The organism is Flavonifractor sp. An10, assembly GCF_002161215.1.
GTDB lineage: Bacteria > Bacillota > Clostridia > Oscillospirales > Oscillospiraceae > Flavonifractor > Flavonifractor avistercoris.
The window spans coordinates 76,087-91,726 of sequence record NZ_NFMB01000007.1; the positions used below are offsets into that span (position 1 = coordinate 76,087).

At 55.7% G+C, this 15,640-nt stretch carries 15 protein-coding genes and 1 pseudogene; 11 read left to right on the forward strand and 5 right to left on the reverse strand.

What is annotated here, in order from left to right; genetic code table 11:
* Positions 1-208 precede the first annotated feature (208 nt).
* The 3 genes from B5E42_RS13175 to B5E42_RS13185 form a co-directional block, all read right to left on the reverse strand.
* Positions 209-2,467: a PHP domain-containing protein gene (locus B5E42_RS13175; protein ID WP_162613990.1), complete on the reverse strand. Its 2,259-nt coding sequence runs from the start codon at positions 2,465-2,467 to the stop codon at positions 209-211.
* Positions 2,454-3,278 (reverse strand): helix-turn-helix transcriptional regulator, encoded by an 825-nt coding sequence (locus tag B5E42_RS13180; protein ID WP_162613991.1) that lies wholly within the window; start codon positions 3,276-3,278, stop codon positions 2,454-2,456. Before B5E42_RS13180 ends, B5E42_RS13175 begins: the two co-directional genes overlap by 14 nt.
* Before the next feature lie 156 nt (positions 3,279-3,434).
* Positions 3,435-4,364 (reverse strand): hypothetical protein, encoded by a 930-nt coding sequence (locus tag B5E42_RS13185; RefSeq protein WP_087240423.1) that lies wholly within the window; start codon positions 4,362-4,364, stop codon positions 3,435-3,437.
* A gap of 444 nt (positions 4,365-4,808) precedes the next feature.
* On the opposite strand from B5E42_RS13185, the gene B5E42_RS13190 reads away from it, so the two are divergent.
* Positions 4,809-5,336: a hypothetical protein gene (locus tag B5E42_RS13190; RefSeq protein WP_087240425.1), complete on the forward strand. Its 528-nt coding sequence runs from the start codon at positions 4,809-4,811 to the stop codon at positions 5,334-5,336.
* 273 nt (positions 5,337-5,609) lie between these two features.
* Here the strand turns inward: B5E42_RS13190 and tnpA (B5E42_RS13195) are convergent, their stop codons facing one another.
* A complete protein-coding gene (tnpA, locus tag B5E42_RS13195) occupies positions 5,610-6,086 on the reverse strand; it encodes an IS200/IS605 family transposase (RefSeq protein ID WP_087240427.1) in 477 nt (158 codons plus the stop codon).
* A 267-nt stretch (positions 6,087-6,353) separates the two neighbouring features.
* Here tnpA (B5E42_RS13195) and tnpA (B5E42_RS13200) point away from each other — a divergent pair, with 267 nt between their 5' ends.
* From tnpA (B5E42_RS13200) to B5E42_RS13245, 10 genes and pseudogenes are all read left to right on the forward strand, one after another.
* Positions 6,354-6,809: an IS200/IS605 family transposase gene (gene tnpA / locus B5E42_RS13200; RefSeq protein ID WP_141242463.1), complete on the forward strand. Its 456-nt coding sequence runs from the start codon at positions 6,354-6,356 to the stop codon at positions 6,807-6,809.
* 366 nt (positions 6,810-7,175) lie between these two features.
* Positions 7,176-7,370: pseudogene (locus tag B5E42_RS13205) on the forward strand (DUF6017 domain-containing protein); the annotation flags it as partial.
* Between the two features lie 70 nt (positions 7,371-7,440).
* Positions 7,441-9,429 carry a ParB/RepB/Spo0J family partition protein gene (locus B5E42_RS13210; protein ID WP_087240428.1) on the forward strand — a complete coding sequence of 663 codons (1,989 nt, stop codon included), beginning with the start codon at positions 7,441-7,443 and terminating at the stop codon, positions 9,427-9,429.
* A 327-nt stretch (positions 9,430-9,756) separates the two neighbouring features.
* Complete coding sequence (locus B5E42_RS13215; RefSeq protein WP_087240430.1) at positions 9,757-10,731, forward strand: ArdC-like ssDNA-binding domain-containing protein; 975 nt, start codon at positions 9,757-9,759, stop codon at positions 10,729-10,731.
* 91 nt (positions 10,732-10,822) lie between these two features.
* Positions 10,823-11,812: a hypothetical protein gene (locus tag B5E42_RS13220; protein ID WP_087240433.1), complete on the forward strand. Its 990-nt coding sequence runs from the start codon at positions 10,823-10,825 to the stop codon at positions 11,810-11,812.
* A gap of 12 nt (positions 11,813-11,824) precedes the next feature.
* Positions 11,825-12,283: a hypothetical protein gene (locus B5E42_RS13225; RefSeq protein WP_087240435.1), complete on the forward strand. Its 459-nt coding sequence runs from the start codon at positions 11,825-11,827 to the stop codon at positions 12,281-12,283.
* A gap of 11 nt (positions 12,284-12,294) precedes the next feature.
* Entirely contained in the window at positions 12,295-12,684 is a 390-nt protein-coding gene (locus tag B5E42_RS13230) for an LPD28 domain-containing protein (protein ID WP_087240437.1), read from the forward strand.
* Positions 12,685-12,754: 70 nt separating this feature from the next.
* Complete coding sequence (locus tag B5E42_RS19890) at positions 12,755-13,348, forward strand: hypothetical protein (protein ID WP_087240439.1); 594 nt, start codon at positions 12,755-12,757, stop codon at positions 13,346-13,348.
* Positions 13,234-13,668 carry a hypothetical protein gene (locus B5E42_RS19895; protein ID WP_255397032.1) on the forward strand — a complete coding sequence of 145 codons (435 nt, stop codon included), beginning with the start codon at positions 13,234-13,236 and terminating at the stop codon, positions 13,666-13,668. Before B5E42_RS19890 ends, B5E42_RS19895 begins: the two co-directional genes overlap by 115 nt.
* A gap of 10 nt (positions 13,669-13,678) precedes the next feature.
* Positions 13,679-14,542 carry a hypothetical protein gene (locus tag B5E42_RS13245; RefSeq protein WP_087240443.1) on the forward strand — a complete coding sequence of 288 codons (864 nt, stop codon included), beginning with the start codon at positions 13,679-13,681 and terminating at the stop codon, positions 14,540-14,542.
* A 253-nt stretch (positions 14,543-14,795) separates the two neighbouring features.
* On the opposite strand, the gene B5E42_RS13250 is transcribed toward B5E42_RS13245, so the two are convergent.
* The gene (locus B5E42_RS13250; RefSeq protein WP_087240445.1) at positions 14,796-15,482 is read right to left on the reverse strand and encodes a FadR/GntR family transcriptional regulator; all 687 of its coding nucleotides are present in this window, start codon (positions 15,480-15,482) and stop codon (positions 14,796-14,798) included.
* Between the last annotated feature and the right edge of the window lie 158 nt (positions 15,483-15,640).

Here is a 15,640-nt window from a genome sequence, read left to right on the forward strand (position 1 = left end):
TTCGTTCCCTCCATAAGCGTATACAGAGTGTTGGGTATGAGGACTATATCCGATACCTTTTCTTTAAGTCATTATAACAATATGACTTCATAAATACAAGCGTCTCAGGAAAATGCCGCTGAGCGTACAACCTCGTCCGAGATATTGAACATGGTTCTATTTGCGGGTAAAGCCGTAATGAAGGAAAGTCTTTGATCGGTAGGTTGAATTAAAGCTGAGAAAAATCATCCTCCGAGCAATTTGTGACAATCTGATCTTCCAACTGGGGGAAATGAAGAATATACCATACCAAGCGGACAAGCAAGGCGCAGTGGATGGTGCTATGGCTTTCGGGCCAGAGATAATTCGTAAGGCTGCACGCCTGAATAAACCACGGCTCAGCGCCGTAGGATTCTAGCAATGCGGTATCTGCGGGGGTAAAACCGTTGTGCTGGATATGCCCCCTGTATACCCGCTCCATCCAGTTTGCTGCATCTTCTGCGCCCATACCCAGGGCAACCAAATATCGGTACACATCCTCACGGCAGGTGATCATTTTCGCTGGATCCACACCTTGCTCCAGCAGGCTCCTTACATTTTCAGGCCGCAGCCAAAAGGAATGGCCGAAGCTATAGATTCTCGTCAGCGTATGCAGATCAGACAAGCCAAACCACGAAATAAGATCCTGATAAAGCTGTTGGTCGTCCACCCCTGCCAAGCAGCAGGCGGTCGATATAGCCAGCTCCTGAGGGTGCGGTGGTGTTCCTCCACGAATCACTTGTGTAAGTGCCTGATAAACCGCAGAGTCGCCCAGAGGAATTTGGCTGTAAGGAATACCGGTCTGCTCCTGATACTGCCTTAATACATCCAGCAGGGAACTCTCCAGATAGAATAGACTTGGGAACTGTCCCAGCCGCGAGCTTCCCAAAAGGCTTTCGGACGGTTGGCCAGGCTCGGGGGGAAGGAAGGGGAGACGTTTTTGGACAGCTTCGGGCAGGAGATACAGCTGGTGAGGTCCGCAGCGGGTCCTGGGGGAGAGATTCATCTGCAGCCTCGCGTAGAACTCTCTATCCCTCAGAAGCCCGCTTAACTCAGGTGTCTCCGGGTGCTTTGCGATGTATTCCTCTGTTACAGCTTGGAGCTGGGCTTTATCCGGGATGGCGGATCCCATACACCGGTGTTCCACCAGATTGGGATATCGCTCCGCAAGCTTGGAACGCAATTGGGGATAGATGTCCGAGTTGCTTCGCAGTTCCAACCGATAGACCATCTTTTTTTCGCTGAGAAAAGCTACCGGCTCTAGGTTGTATCCACCTCTTGCCCAAGGATTGCCGCATTGGGGGCAGTTTTTTTCGGAATCCGAGCTGCCCAGCTGCTCCCAATGTCCGCAAACAGGGCAATACCCATGGTAGGGGAGTGGATCCAGATCAGTTATGCCCAGGAGAAACAGAAGGTAAGAGGCGTTGTATACTCCAAGCAGGACAGTGAGTGCCCCATCCTGATGGAGGATGGATGTGGCATCCGCCAGGAGGAGAATCGTCTGTGCGGCATCAGTATCTCTGGCCCATTCCAACTCCTGTTCCACTCTACGTGAGACAACAGAGGGACACCCGTGCGGGAAGCGCTGGAGCAGAATCGCCTGAATCTTTTTTTCCAGCAGCTCCATTGCGGAACTCTGTGCCTGGCAGTCCGAGTCCCGGAGCTGCTCCCCCAGCGGCTGGATCGGCTGGATTTGGGCAAGAATCTGTTCCGGGCCTGTCCAAAGCGCGTGAGAGACCATTTGCTTCTCCTCGGGGAGCGCATACAATGCAGTGAAGTCCTGCTCAAACACTTCTGGCGCAAGGAGAGCGCCATCAGCGGGAGACTGTCTGCGCGCAGAGGCAATCGCACGGTACGCGTGCATGCCAGCGGCGCTGAGTTGTGGAGGTATGCGGGCTTGCTGCACGGCACAGATCGGAATGGAAAGCTGCCGGCCGAGATGGAGGAGTTCCACAAAGTCCTCGTAAGGCTCCGGGTACAGCTCCAGATAGTCGTATGAGGAGGCAAGTTCCATCAGATAGTCCCGACTCCTTCCATGCTGGACGGCACGGATGAGCTGTCCATCTTTGGCGCAGCTTCCCACCAACAGGTGGCTCCGGCATTCCTCCAGTTGGCCGCGCGTGATGCAGGGGCCAAAGGGGAAGCGGTTTTTCTCCTCCAAAACCTGGAGCTGGAACAGCTGCTCCAAGCCAGTCTGATCCTTTGCAAGAACCGTTATGGCATAGCGGTCATCCGAGTCGACACAGTCCAGTGTCAGACCATAGATTAGACGGAGATTACAGCGACGGGCTTCCGCCTCCGCCTCCGGGAAGGCGGCGGTAGACCCATAGTCTGTGAGCGCGATTGCGTCGTATCCGGCTTTCGCATAGACACGAATCAGGTCAAAAGGGGACAGGAAGGACAATTCCCGGGAGTAAATGGTATCCGTATGCAGTTCAATCCGTTTCATTGGGATATACTCCATTCATCAGTTGATTGAGGTGCCATTGAAGTTCTGCCCTGCTCCCTCCGTCAAACCGGAGCTGGCGATAGCAGTTGATAAGCTGTTCCAACCAGGCCTGCGTATCTGGCTGATCGGGCGCAAGCTGGAGTGCATTCTGGTTCCGAGCCATGGCCTGGCGGTTTTCCCGGGCCCAGTGGGCCCGAAACAGACGTAGCTGGCTCTGCTCATCTGGGGTAAATTCCGCCTGCCCGGCAGAGCCATTTAATGCGGCTTCCAGCAAGGAGAGCTGCTTGCGAAAGAAGTTGAGCAGCCGCAGAGAGACGTCCGGTTCGCTTTGGGCGGACAGGGCGAACAGCCGGGTGATGATGGCTAGGATTGAGATGCCGGCCTCCAGCGTGGGCAGCTGATCCGCCTGGTGACCGGGTGTCAGACGGAGCGATTCCTCCAGCTGCTCCATAAGCCTGTGTTTATGGTTCATCAGGGCAGTACCCTGCTCCTCCGGGCGGATTTTGCCGGGGCCTTCAAGATAGACCCGGCTTTCCGAAGTGGGGCAGAAGGAAAAAACCTGCCGGCCCTGAACAGTATGGCTGAACATAGGGCGGTCGCAGAAATCCTCCACCTGCTCCAGGCTGTATTCTGTCAACAGTTCCGGTTCAATGCCGAACAGTGCGGCCAGTTGCTCCTGGCGGGCCGGAGGGAGCGCTTTTGCGCCCGACTCCCAGGCTCCGAGCATCTGACGGGAAACGCCAATGGCTTTGGCCGCCATTGCTTGAGAGTAGTTGCATCGGCTGCGAATCAGATAGAGTGCAGTTTTCATTGTGGCTCCTCCTGTGGATGCGCGCTCATCCTGTCTACATGGTAGCGTTGGTTGACAGTAGCCGTCAAGACGCAACCAGATTCTTTGCATCAAAAAAATATATCACGCGAAAAAAGCCGGCCTGTGAATGGACACAGACCGGCCTCCTTATTCAGTCTACCCATCGAAATAAGGGTTTTGCTCCAGGAGTTCCTGAAGGTGCGCACCGAGGACAGTCTCCCCGCACGCTTCACATGTCTGGAGCAGTGTGTCCTGGGGATAGCCCACATAGGCGCTTTGAAAGAGCTGCCGAGCCAGATGGTCATCCTGCTTCAGCTGTTGCAGAAGGTAGGGCTGAACCCTTTGACTTTGGCAGAGATCATACAGATCGTTTCCCAGCAGCAGTTCAGCGGCCTCCGGCTCCTGTAAATGGCTCTCCGCAGTATCCAGCAGCAGTTTCATCATCTGGATGGCTGTTTCCGGTTCCCGCTCGCTGGTTTCCAGCAGAAGATCTGCGGTGTCTATCTGTAAAAGTTCCTCTGCCGTCCAATGACTGGCGGCTTCGGGGAAGGCGGCAATCAGCAGATCTCGGCAGATCCACTCATTTTCAGAGAAATCCCATCGGCGGATTGCATCCTCCAGGGCTGCGCGGTCTGGATGGAGGATCGGATAGATGCTCCAATGGGCGTTCAGAGCCTCTTGAAACGCGTCAAACAGATCGGAGTCGCCCTGGCCGGAGAAAAAGCTCTCCACTTGGCTCAGACCATCCACCGCTTGAAAAAGCCAGTTGGGCCAAGGCCTGTACGCCTCATATCGGGGTAAATTGGGCAGCAGCGTTTCCCAGAAAGAGCCAATACAAGCTTTGGTGAGCAGGAACTGCTCCTCAAAGGCAGGTTTTCCATTGCAGGCCGTGGCCCATACCTCGCCTGCTGTGCAAAAAGCATAACTCTGAAAAAAGGCCTGTAGAAGCTGCAGATTATCCTGCGTCCGATTGCCTGGCGGAAGCAATGCATGGGACATCCCGTAAATGGCCAGCCTGAATGCCAGAAGTTTCGCGTCTTCCTCGTTGCCGAAGTGTTCCTGGATGCCATTTAGGATGGAGAGCACACCTCGCTCCAGACCATCAAGCGACAAGTTGCTGACATTGTCCAGGCGAATTTTTGCCCGCTCTGACGGACTCAGAGAGGGGAGATTCCCGCAGTCCCCACACCAACCGCACTCCCAGCGATTTCCCAATACCTTGACAGGGCTGCCGCACCAAGGACACCGAATAACAGACACTTCTATCGCCCCCCTCTATACTTTAATTGTAGCGATTAAGCATCCACTTAGCAAGACAATTATGAGAAAATAACTTATATGTGTACATCTATTAGTGGATTGCTATCCTTCTTTATTGGACAGGAAGTTTTATATTTAGACAAACAAATGATTTAGAGCAAAAATTAATGCGTTCACGCAAATTTTTTCGCCTTTCAATCAAAAATATGATATACTAAATGAACACTTAATACCAGCCTATGCAGTCAGTTTGAGATGAGGTGCAGATCCTTGCTGACGATGGACGAGCTGGAACCCCGGCCGGAGCCGCCGGAGGAGCCGTCCTTGTTCAGCGGGAACTATGAGGAAAAGCTGAACGCTTGGAACTTCCGACGGCTGCTGGCCGGGCAGTACGATGTGGTGGTGACCAATCCGCCTTATATGGCGGTGAGCAATACCCACATCACAGACGAGATGTGGACCTCGGCGGCGCTGAAGATCGACCGGGGGATCGGCAAAGCGGCGGACACTGGAATGGGAGAAGCCACGAGGCAAGAAGCAGTTCCCAAGCGCGCCCCCTTCCAGCCTCATAAGGGAAAACGGCGCAAGCCAGGCACCGGATGTATCTCCCGGATCAATGACCACCTGTGGGAGGGGCGGTTCTCGCCGGTGTGGCCGGACGGGGTAAAGCGGCCCCGCAATATCTACGCTCATGACCGGGAGACCTGCGAGCAGCGGCTGGCGGAGCTGATTGCCCAGACCAAAGCGGAAATCGCCGCCGAAAAGGCCCGACGGGCAGGGGAGAGGCATCCCGCATGAGGGCAAATAAAAGCCGCACTTCCGGACAAGCATCGGAAGCGCGGTTTTTTCCTGTCTGTGGTGGGGCTGTGGTCAAAAGGGAAACGGCTGGAAAAGGGGAAATAAGGGAGCAATTTTCAGAGCAAAATTTCGAATAAAAGCAATCATAACCACCGGCCGTGCCGGTGGTTTGCACAAGCCCCCTTGGGGCATGTCCCGGGCAGAGCCTATAGGCTCGTCGAATCGTCTGCCAATCGCGCGGATTTCCCGGGCATGCCCCTGAAGGGGCTTATTTTATTTGCCTTCTTTTACCGGCTGACCCGTAAACGGGTCAATGTTTTCTTTGATACTCATTTGGTCATCCGTATAATCCTCTTGTAATTGATTCCTGATGTATTGTTCTATTGCACGCCGATTTCGTCCTACTGTACTCACATAATACCCCCTACACCAGAAATGTCGGTTTCCATATTTATATTTCATGTTCGCATACTTTTCATAGATCATCAGACTACTTTTCCCTTTTAAGTACCCCATAATCTGTGAAACACTGTACTTGGGTGGGATACTTACCAACATGTGAATATGATCTTTGCATGCCTCTGCCTCTATAATTTCTATCCCCTTGTACTCACACAATTTCCTCAACATTTGCCCTATATCCTGTTTGATTTTTCCATATATCACCTGCCTACGGTATTTCGGAGCAAATACGATATGATATTTGCATTCCCACTTCGTGTGTGCTAAACTCGATACATCAAGTTTCATCTGGACTTGATTCCTCCTTTGGTTCTTTCTGGCGGTTGGCAGACCTCCACTATTCTACCAAAGGAGGATCCTTTTTTTCGCATAGCTAAAGCTTTTTGGAACCACCGGCACTGCCGGTGGTTTTCTTGTATCCCAAAACCACTCGCTAGGCGAGTGGTACAAAAAAGCCTATGGCGATAAAGAAGATAGAAAAACTCCCTTTGCTATAATGAAAGTGCGGTCTGCCAACTGCACAAAGAATAGCAAAGGGAGGGCATTCAGATGGGACTGAATGACATCAATAGTTTATCTCATACGCGATGGAATTGCAAATATCATATTGTATTTGCGCCGAAGTACCGTAGGAAAGTATTTTACAAAGAAAAGAAAGCAGCAATAGGGAAGATACTGCGGCGGCTGTGCGAGTGGAAAGGGGTAAGAATCATAGAGGCGGAAGCGTGCCCCAACCATATTCACTTGTTTGTAGAGATACCGCCGAAAATCTCGGTGTCGCACTTTATGGGGTATCTGAAAGGGAAGAGCAGCACAATGCTGTATGAGCAATTCGGCGAGTTGAAATACAAGTATCGAAACCGGGAATTTTGGTGTAGAGGGTACTACGTGGATACGGTGGGGAAAAATGAGAGCCGAATTGCGGAGTATGTGAGGAACCAGCTAAAAGAGGACGAGATGGGAGAGCAACTGAGAATTCCATCTAGTGGCCCGTTTACGGGCGGCAAGTAGCAGTCCTCACGCAGCTGGCAGACCGTATTACGCGTTGCACGCGTCCGCGAGGAACAAAGGGCTATGCCCGCACAGTGACAACCACCAGCTTCGCTGGTGGATGTGTTCATTTTACAAGAAAAATCCGTCAAAATCAAACGATTTTGACGGATTTTGGTACGAATGGCGATACAGAACTTTTCAAAAGATCCCGTAATATCAACGGTTTCCGGGCTTGCCGGATAGCAAATAACTTGTATTAGACCCCCTTTTGGGCGGCTGTTTTTTAACAGCCGCCCTTTTTCTATCCCCAAAATCCAGTGTGTGTTTTAGGATGGGAAATGCCCTGTTTTTTTGCCTGTGGATGGCACAAACGCAACCGCCCAAATCCCTGCCGAGCAGGTGAAAGGCCGGTTCTTGTCTCTGGACTACGGCCATTTGGAGTATGTATTTGACTGCCTGCGGAGGAACACCACGCAAATCCGAAATATCCGCGCCTATCTGCTGACCGCCCTGTATAACGCTCCTGTCACCATGAGCCCCTACTACCAGGCGGCTGTCCAGCATGATTTTGGCCCATAACAGCGGTTGAAATGAGTCTCCATTTGAGACGCGTTTTTCGACAAAATATCTTGAACAGGAGGATTTTATCATGCCCGACAAGAAACAAAACCCGCTGATCGGCGCGTTCCGCGACGCCGCCCCCAGCCCCCCGCCAGATCCCCCCGCCGCCGGGGAGAAAAAAGGGGCCGAGCCGGTCCAAATCACGATGGACCTTAAATCGGCCGGGACCGCTCCCCAGGCCAAACCCCCGGAGCCGTCCAAGGTGGACGCGGCCCCCAAGCAGTCTCCTACTGTAAAGGATGCTCCCACAGCGGGTAAGCCCCTGGAACAGCCCAAGGCGGAGACCACCCCCAAGGCCCCCGACGCCGCCCTTCCGAAGGAGGCAAAGCCGGAAAAGGCCCCCGCTGGAGACGTGAAAGCCCCGGCTGACCCCAAGGCTCCCCCTGCCGATCCCTCGAAAGCGCCCCAGGGCGATAAAACTCCGGTCGGAGACACCAAGGCTGCGCCCGCGCCCAAAGCCTCTGATACCGTTCCCCCGAAAGATGGTAAATCGGCCGAAGTGCCTAAATCCGCCGATACCGCTGATCCAAAAAAGGTGCCAGCGGAGAAGGATGCCGACGCCTCTCCTAAAAAGGAGGATTCCAGCAAGGCCACAGACGGCAAGAAGGGCAAGGAGACGAAGGAGGCGGAGAATCCTACTGCCGAAAAATCGGATGATGTGGCAGGACAGTACCGTTTCATTCCCCTGTCTAAAATCCACGACCTGCCGGGGACGTATGTGAAGGACCAGCCCAAGGCGGATTACTCCGCCATGATCCAGAGCATCAAGTCGGAGGGCCTGAAGGAGCCGGTCATCCTCCGCCGGCGGGAGGACGGCGAGTATCAACTGGTAGACGGTTTTCACCGGATGCAGGCCATTAAGAAGGCCGGTATGCTGGAGGTCAGGGCAGATGTCTATGATATGTCGCTGAAGGAGGCGTCGGATTATCGCCGCGCCCGCCATTCGGATAAGCCCCTCCCCATTCCCGGCAAGTTGATCCCGCCCAACGCCCCCGCCAAGGATAAGGCCACCGCTCCGCCCGCCCAGGAGGCCCCCAAGGATAAGGCGGAAGAGGCGGAGATCCCGGAGGACTTCAAACTGCCCCTCACCCATGAAGGGCAGTCGGAGATCATCACCACGCTGAAAGTCTCTGAAATCCACCCCTTTGAGGGCCATCCGTTCAACGTGAAGGATGACAAAGACATGATGGACCTGGTGGACAGCATCAAAAAATTCGGCGTGTTGGAGCCTGTGGTCGTCATTCCCCGTCAGGCGGGCGGATATGAGATGGTCTCCGGCCACCGCCGCCGCAGGGCTTGCGAACTGGCCGGGATCGCCACCATGCCGGTCATTGTCCGGCAACTGGACCGGGACGAGGCCGTTATCTCCATGGTGGACGCCAACCTAAAACGGGAGAACATCAGCCCCATGGAGAAGGCCCGCGCCTACGCGATGAAACTGGAGGCCATGCGGCACAAGGCGGGCCGCCGTTCCAAGGAGGAAACTGCCGCGCTGGAGGCGTCGGGGAAAAAGCCCATGCGCGCCGATGAGGAGTTGGCCCAGCAGACCGGAGAGAGCCGGAGCAACATCCAAAAACTGGTGCGTTTGAACAACCTGACACCGGAGTTGCAGCAGATGGTGGAGGACAAAACTCTCCCGGTCCACACCGCCGCGGATCTGTCCTACCTAAAGAAGGAGGAGCAGGCGGCAGTGGCCGACGCCATCCAGAAGGAGGATAAGGTGCCCACCGGAGCCCAAGCGGTGGAGTTAAAAAAGGCCAGCCAGGAGGGTAAACTGACCAAGGAGAAGATCGAGCAGGCGGTGGCCCCCACCAAGCGGGAAGAGACCCCACCGCTGAAAATCACGCTGATGGAAGAGGACCTGCGGCCCTACTTCCCCGACAAGCGTACCACCATCTCTGATGTGAAACGGGGCGTTCTGGAGGCGCTGGACCTTCGGAAGAAGGCCCTGGAGCGCCAGAAGGCCAAAGCCCAGGCGGATAAGGACGGCAAGAAAAAGCCGGAACCATCGAGGTGATTTGCCATGGGGGAGAACAGATCGTGCATGGGCTACAGGGTCATCAAGAGCAGGCAGTTCAAGACAGTGGAAATCGTCCTGGCCTATAACCCCAACGCCGTGTAGCCCTATGTGACCTGGAAAGCATACGCCCATAGGCAATTCCAAGACTTTACGTTCGGCCACTACTTTTCCAAGCGTGAGGCTGCGGAAAAAGATTTTCAGCGGCGTGTGAAAGAAGTGCGGGAAACGGAACCGCCCATCCGCAGGCCGCGTAAGCATGAAGATCAGGAGAGATGAGCGCCCCAAAGGGCGCTTTTTTCATTCCCCAAGGAGGTGAACCGCGGCATGAATGGTCAATCGGAGGCGTCGGAGGCGCGGTTAAAGGCCCTGACGGACAAACTGGAAACTGGCGTCTCCCATATTTTTGAAAGCGATCAGTACACGGAATACCTCACCACTATGTCAAAATTCCACCATTACAGTTTCAGAAATATCCTGCTGATCTTCATGCAGCGGCCAGATGCCACCTGCGTGGCGGGCTACAATGACTGGAAAAACAAGTTTGGCCGCCACGTCAAGGCCCATGAGCACGGCATCCAGATTTTGGCCCCTTCCACTCACCGGAGATGGGTTCAGCAGGAGAAACGGGACCTGGAGACCAACCAGCCGGTGTATGGCGCGGACGGCCAGCCCATCATGGAGTGGGTCAAGACGGAGACGGTCACATACAGGATCGTGACCGTGTTTGATGTTTCCCAAACCGAGGGAAAAGAACTCCCCACGTTGGGCGTGATGGAACTGTCCGGCGATGTGGCGGAGTACGAACGCATTGTTTCGGCGCTGGTCGCCTTGTCCCCTCTGCCAGTGGTATTTGAGGCGTTTCCCGGCGCGGCGAAGGGGTATTGCAGTTATGTGGAACAGAGGATCGTGATTCAGCCCGGCATGAGCCAGGTACAGACCATCAAGACGCTGGTGCATGAGGTCGCCCACGCCAAATTACATTCCCCGCTGGATATACTGGAAGAAACCAGGCCGGACCGGAGCACCCGCGAGGTGGAGGCGGAGAGCGTGGCCTATGTGGTCTGCCAGCACTTCGGCATCGACACGGCAGACTACTCCTTCGCCTATGTTGCGGACTGGAGCCGGGGCAAAGATCTGGAGGTACTGAAGGCGTCCATCGGGCGCATCCATGCCCTTGCCGCCGAACTGATCGCCGGCATCGATGGGCCGGAAAAGGAACTTCAAAAGGCACCTTCCCACCGTCAGCGAAAGGCTGGCCGCACAGCCAGGCGCAGGCGGCAGGACGCCCCCGCCAGATAAGAGGTTCTCCGTTAATTCGTCTCGATTTGAGACGCGTTTCGACAATTTCCCGGCCAAACGTGAAAAAAATTTGAAAAAGGAGTGAGCAAGAATGGAGGCTAACAGCCGGATGAGAGAGATCACCGGCAACTTACGGCGCGATATGAAAGACCTTTTGGGTGAGAGCGCCCATATCGTGACCGGCTTTTTCAAGCGCGGCGTGTGTACGGTCCGGGCGGTGGCGGACAAATGGCGGACCTTCACCCAGGATATTTCCGCCGCCGTGGACGAACTAATGAAACCGCCGTTTTTAGAGGGCGGGCCGGACGCCCCTCTCTCCACCATGGAGGAAGGCGCGGAGCCCATCGTCACCGTAACAGGGATCATTGACAGGAATTTCCCCATTGGAAAGCAAATGCCCTTGTCCCTGGCGAATGTGTATGTGGCGGAGATGGACGCCGCCTACCGGGAGGAGGAATTGCCCGCCCAGCCAGTCAAGGTGCGGATCGACTATATCCGGGATGGCCGGACAGACTGCTACTGCCTCCCCCTCCACATCGGGGCGGGCGGCAGTCTGCTGGAACAGATGGAGCGGCATTTAGAGACCTACCGCGCCGACCCGAACCGTGTCTCGGCCCTGTTCCAGCAGGCCCCGGAGGCATACCGCCTCCAGTTGGAAGAGGAACTTACTCCCTTTGTCCGGGAGAGCATGGAGGATCTGTCCCAAGGCACCTTGCAATATTTCCAGCGTCACTGCGATATTTCCGAACTGGAACAGCAGTTGCAGGGGCAGGCCGCCGTCCTGCCGGAGAGCCAGCGGGCACCGTTTGAAGATAAGGCGGCAAAGACCGTTTTCAGCCTGCGCCGGGCGGCGAATGGGGCCGTTCCACAGGAAGAGCACACAGATCAGACGGAGCAGAGAGCGGCACACCCTGTCCCGGCCAGCCGGGAGGCAGTGCCGGGTGAGATGACGCAGCCCCCACAACAGGCAGAGGGAGGCGAGAGCCCCCAGCGGTCGGTGAAGGTCAAAATCCGCCGTCTGAAACAGAAGCAGGCCAGACGGCCGCAGCGCCCAAAGGTCCATCTTACCCCTGAGCGATGAAAGGCGGCGCCTATGAAACAACAGGAGTTATATCGCTACTACTCCACCCAGCGGCCCGTGGACCTTGGGACTTATCCCAAGGAGCCGGACAATCCTCTGGTGGGGTTTCTCAACTACGATGACCGGATCAGCGTGGAGCACGGCGCATATCGGGCCTGGGGGGAAGTGACCTATCGCGCCCCCCTTACCACAGACCAGTTGATCCAGTATGAATTGCAGCCATCACGGGACAACCCGGATGTGCGAGAGACCATGAAGGAGCAGGCCCAGGCGGTGGGACAGTGGGAGGAGCGAAACCACATCCCGTTTGACCGGCGGCTGACGCAGTGCATCGGGATCGGCGTCTATACCTGCAAGGTTCGCGTCACCCCGGCACAGTTGGCCGAACGGCATCGGATCGCCGTGGACCTTCCCCTTGTCCCCCGCTTTCGGCCCAAAATCAAAAAGCCTCAGCAAATCGAGGAAAGATAGGAGGATCGTTTATGGATTCTGTCAATGCGGGCACAGCCCGGTTTGAAGAAGTGGAGATTTTAGGCATCCCCGCTCTGTTCACCACACTGCGCGTAGACCGCGCCACTGTTCCCAAGGGGATGTACGCCTATGATATGCAGACGGACGCGGAGGACTGGAGCCAGCCCTGCCTGTTGGCACGGCGTGTCCTGGTGGAGCATTTCGGGACAGTGCTCACCGCCAGCCCCATCCACCTGCCGGAGAAGGGGTATCTGGACTTATCCCCCGGCAATTTTAAGGAGCAGGGCATCGGTCAACTGACGGTGGCGGAGTTTGAGGCAAAGCAATTATCCCCCGACTACCAGCTCTCCCGGCCCTGGAGCGCCGCCAAAAGACGGCACAGCCCGGTACTCAACCGATAGATTTGCCATGAAGAAGGCCGCAATACACCGGGACAGGGCAGCTCGGCCAGATTGGAGGTGAATCGAGGAAATGGCAAAGAAATCCTTTTATGAAGTCGGCAGTTATACGGGGGACCTGCAAGAGGGCACTGACTTCTTTGTCCGCCGGCAAATGCGATACTTAGGCGAAAATGCCAACTTCAAGCCCTTTCTGAATACCCCCATCAAGGAACTGGAACAGCAGTTGAAAGAGAGCAAGGCGGCGGAAAAGAAGATTTTTACGGAAGTGCAAGCAGCGGCCAAAGCCTGGGACGCACACGGGGCACAGACCCTTCTGCTGACCAAGGCTATTGAATACCTGAAAACCCCTGTGGTGGAGCACACCGGCAACGAGTGGAAACAGCGCAAAGATGGCTCCTGGGAGATCAGCAACCTGGTCTACAAAATGACTTTCAGCATCATCAAGTTTAGGGATGAGTGGAAGTTGTCCTGGGAACTGCAATACACCGCCCCCGGCCTCGCTCAGGTAAAATACCACTCCTACTATGACCGGGGCCCAAAAAGCGGATCGTGTATGAGGGTGCGAAAAAGTATAAGACCCTGGCAGGGGCACAGAAGTATATCCAGAGCAAATTTGACCAGTATGCGGAATATTTTGAGAGTATTTCTCCCCCGATTCCCATAGAGGCAAAGGCGTTGTTCTGCGTCAACGGCCAACTGTTGCAAGGCTACTCCGTCCTGCGCACTCCCCCGGCCAGGGAGGAAGTCACGGTCAGCGACCTTCTGGACTGTCTGGATGAGGCGGATATGGAGGTTTCGCCCCCACCGGAGCAGGCCGTACCCAGCGGAGGTGAGGTTCAGCCGGAGACGCCGGTACAAGCGCCGCCGGAACTGGCCGCAGGGCCTCCGCCATCGGAGCGAAAGCAGAAACCGCCGCCTGCCAAGCCCGCCCCTGCCGCCAAGAAGAAGGGGCCGTTGAAAAAACGGCCTGCACTGGTGCGATAGGAGGGCGGGTATGGCATACACGCATATCACCCCTGGCTGGGAGATCGAAATGTCCGCCCATTACTATTCGGATAAAAACGCGGACCGTGTCGCGGAACTGATCCAACTGCCGCGGGAGGAATTAGCTGCCATGGAGGAGGCCAGCGTGGCAAAGGAAAAAACCATTTTCTCCAAATGTTCTGAGATCGAGACCGAATGGAAGAAACAGGCGGCGGAGACGGCGGCGCTCCGTAAGGCAAGAGAGTATTTGCGGGCCCTGCCGGTGGAGCACACGTCCAACCAGTGGAAAGTCAATCAATTCGGCTGGCACGTATTGAGCAACATGGTGTATAAAATGTCGTATCGCGTGTCCGAGCATAAGAAGCCGGATGGAACTCTTATCAACTGCGCTTTATCCTGGGATATTCATTATAATACGCTCCAGCATCCTACTCCCGACTACACCGGCCCCGGCTGGAAGATCGCTGGGCAGAGCGACAAAGTGTTTGCCACTAAGGAGGAAATGGAGCGATACCTGCAAGGCCGGATCAAAGCCTACACCCACCTGTTCACGGAAATTTCCCCACCTATCCCACAGGATCAAAAGGGCCGGTTTTGCGTCAACGGTGTTTTGCTCCCAGGCTACACCGTGGAGGTCCCGGAGCGCACGCCCCAAGAGGTGGCGGATGACCTTCTCTCCCTTCTGGAGGACGGGGACCTGCCGGAGCAGTCGGAGGGCGACCCCCCTTCACCGCCGTCTGAAAAAGCGGGATCGCCTCTTGAAACGCAGGCTGCTGCCCCACATGAGCGCCGCAGCCCCAAAGAAGATCCAAAAACCGCACATAAAAAGAAACCGCAGCCCTTGAAAAAGCGCAGCACCGCCCCCACACGGTAGACAGCGGCGCAGTGCGCCGCTGTCCGCGCAAGCATAGCATTTTGGTGTCAAAATGCACTCACAGGGATGAAGCTATGACCCTTTACCAATTTTCGGTTGGACTCATCTGCGTAGAATTCTCCGCTAAACAAGCCCTGATCCTTTTGTACTTGCTGCCCTATGTTCTTTTACGCCCGTTTTCTCCGGGTTTCAGGCGCCTGCAACGTCTCCCTTGTCAAAAGGCACCTCAGGCGATGGTGTTTTTTTCTGCCGTTTATTCTTCCGCCGTCATGTTGCTGTTGACCACATTGAAATGGTGGTTCACCGCCAGCATCAGGTGGGTCTTGTCCCGGCGGCGCAGGGCGTCCACCATCTGCTCGTGGGCGTACTGGAGCTGATTGCCGGTGCGGGGATTCTGGAGGATCCGGCGGCGCATGTCGCTGATGAACCGGTCGATGGTGGAGGACAGGGCCCGGAGAATCTGAATGATGAGCTGATTGCCCGAAATGGCGGCAATCTCGTCGTGGAGCTGCTTGTCCAGCTGGGCCCCCATCTCCGGCGGGCAGGCGGTCATCTGCCGCACCAGGCTGTCCAGCCGGTCCACCTGGCTGTCGGTGATCCGGTCCACCGCCAGCAGCGCCGCCTGCAGCTCCAGCCCCGACCGCAGCTCGGCCAGCTGGTGGTAGTCGATCTGCTGGAGCAGAATGAGCATGTCAAAGGAATCCTGCAAATTGCGCTGGATGTTGCAGCTGATGAAATTGCCCGCCCCCTGGCTGCTCACCAGAAAGCCCATGTGCTCCAGCAGGCGGACGGCCTCCCGCACGGAATTGCGGCTGATGCCCAGCTGCTCGGCCAGCTCCCGCTCGGGGGGCAGGGACTGGCCCAGGGTGAGCTTGCCATCCCGGAGGGCGTCCTCCAAATAGGTCAGTACGTGCTCGTAGGATTTCTGCTGTTCCACCATATGCTCAGCCTCCCTTTCCAAACGATATCTGTGGACTTGTCAGATTGTAACCATTATACCACATCAGTCAACAAGTTGTAAAAGTAGTGCCAATTCGAAGAACTGGTAGGGCCAAAATTACACAAAAATGACACTAGGAAACTTGTGCACCCATACAA

What these genes read in the sequence shown, in the direction of transcription:
- B5E42_RS13220 (WP_087240433.1), top strand. Translation starts at nt 10,823, where the DNA reads ATGGAGGCTAACAGCCGGATGAGAGAGATCACCGGCAACTTACGGCGC.
- B5E42_RS13180 (WP_162613991.1), bottom strand. Translation starts at nt 3,278, where the DNA reads ATGAAAACTGCACTCTATCTGATTCGCAGCCGATGCAACTACTCTCAA.
- B5E42_RS13215 (WP_087240430.1), top strand. Translation starts at nt 9,757, where the DNA reads ATGAATGGTCAATCGGAGGCGTCGGAGGCGCGGTTAAAGGCCCTGACG.
- B5E42_RS13225 (WP_087240435.1), top strand. Translation starts at nt 11,825, where the DNA reads ATGAAACAACAGGAGTTATATCGCTACTACTCCACCCAGCGGCCCGTG.
- B5E42_RS13250 (WP_087240445.1), bottom strand. Translation starts at nt 15,482, where the DNA reads ATGGTGGAACAGCAGAAATCCTACGAGCACGTACTGACCTATTTGGAG.
- B5E42_RS13175 (WP_162613990.1), bottom strand. Translation starts at nt 2,467, where the DNA reads ATGAAACGGATTGAACTGCATACGGATACCATTTACTCCCGGGAATTG.
- B5E42_RS13230 (WP_087240437.1), top strand. Translation starts at nt 12,295, where the DNA reads ATGGATTCTGTCAATGCGGGCACAGCCCGGTTTGAAGAAGTGGAGATT.
- tnpA (WP_087240427.1), bottom strand. Translation starts at nt 6,086, where the DNA reads ATGAAACTTGATGTATCGAGTTTAGCACACACGAAGTGGGAATGCAAA.
- B5E42_RS19890 (WP_087240439.1), top strand. Translation starts at nt 12,755, where the DNA reads ATGGCAAAGAAATCCTTTTATGAAGTCGGCAGTTATACGGGGGACCTG.
- B5E42_RS13210 (WP_087240428.1), top strand. Translation starts at nt 7,441, where the DNA reads ATGCCCGACAAGAAACAAAACCCGCTGATCGGCGCGTTCCGCGACGCC.
- B5E42_RS13245 (WP_087240443.1), top strand. Translation starts at nt 13,679, where the DNA reads ATGGCATACACGCATATCACCCCTGGCTGGGAGATCGAAATGTCCGCC.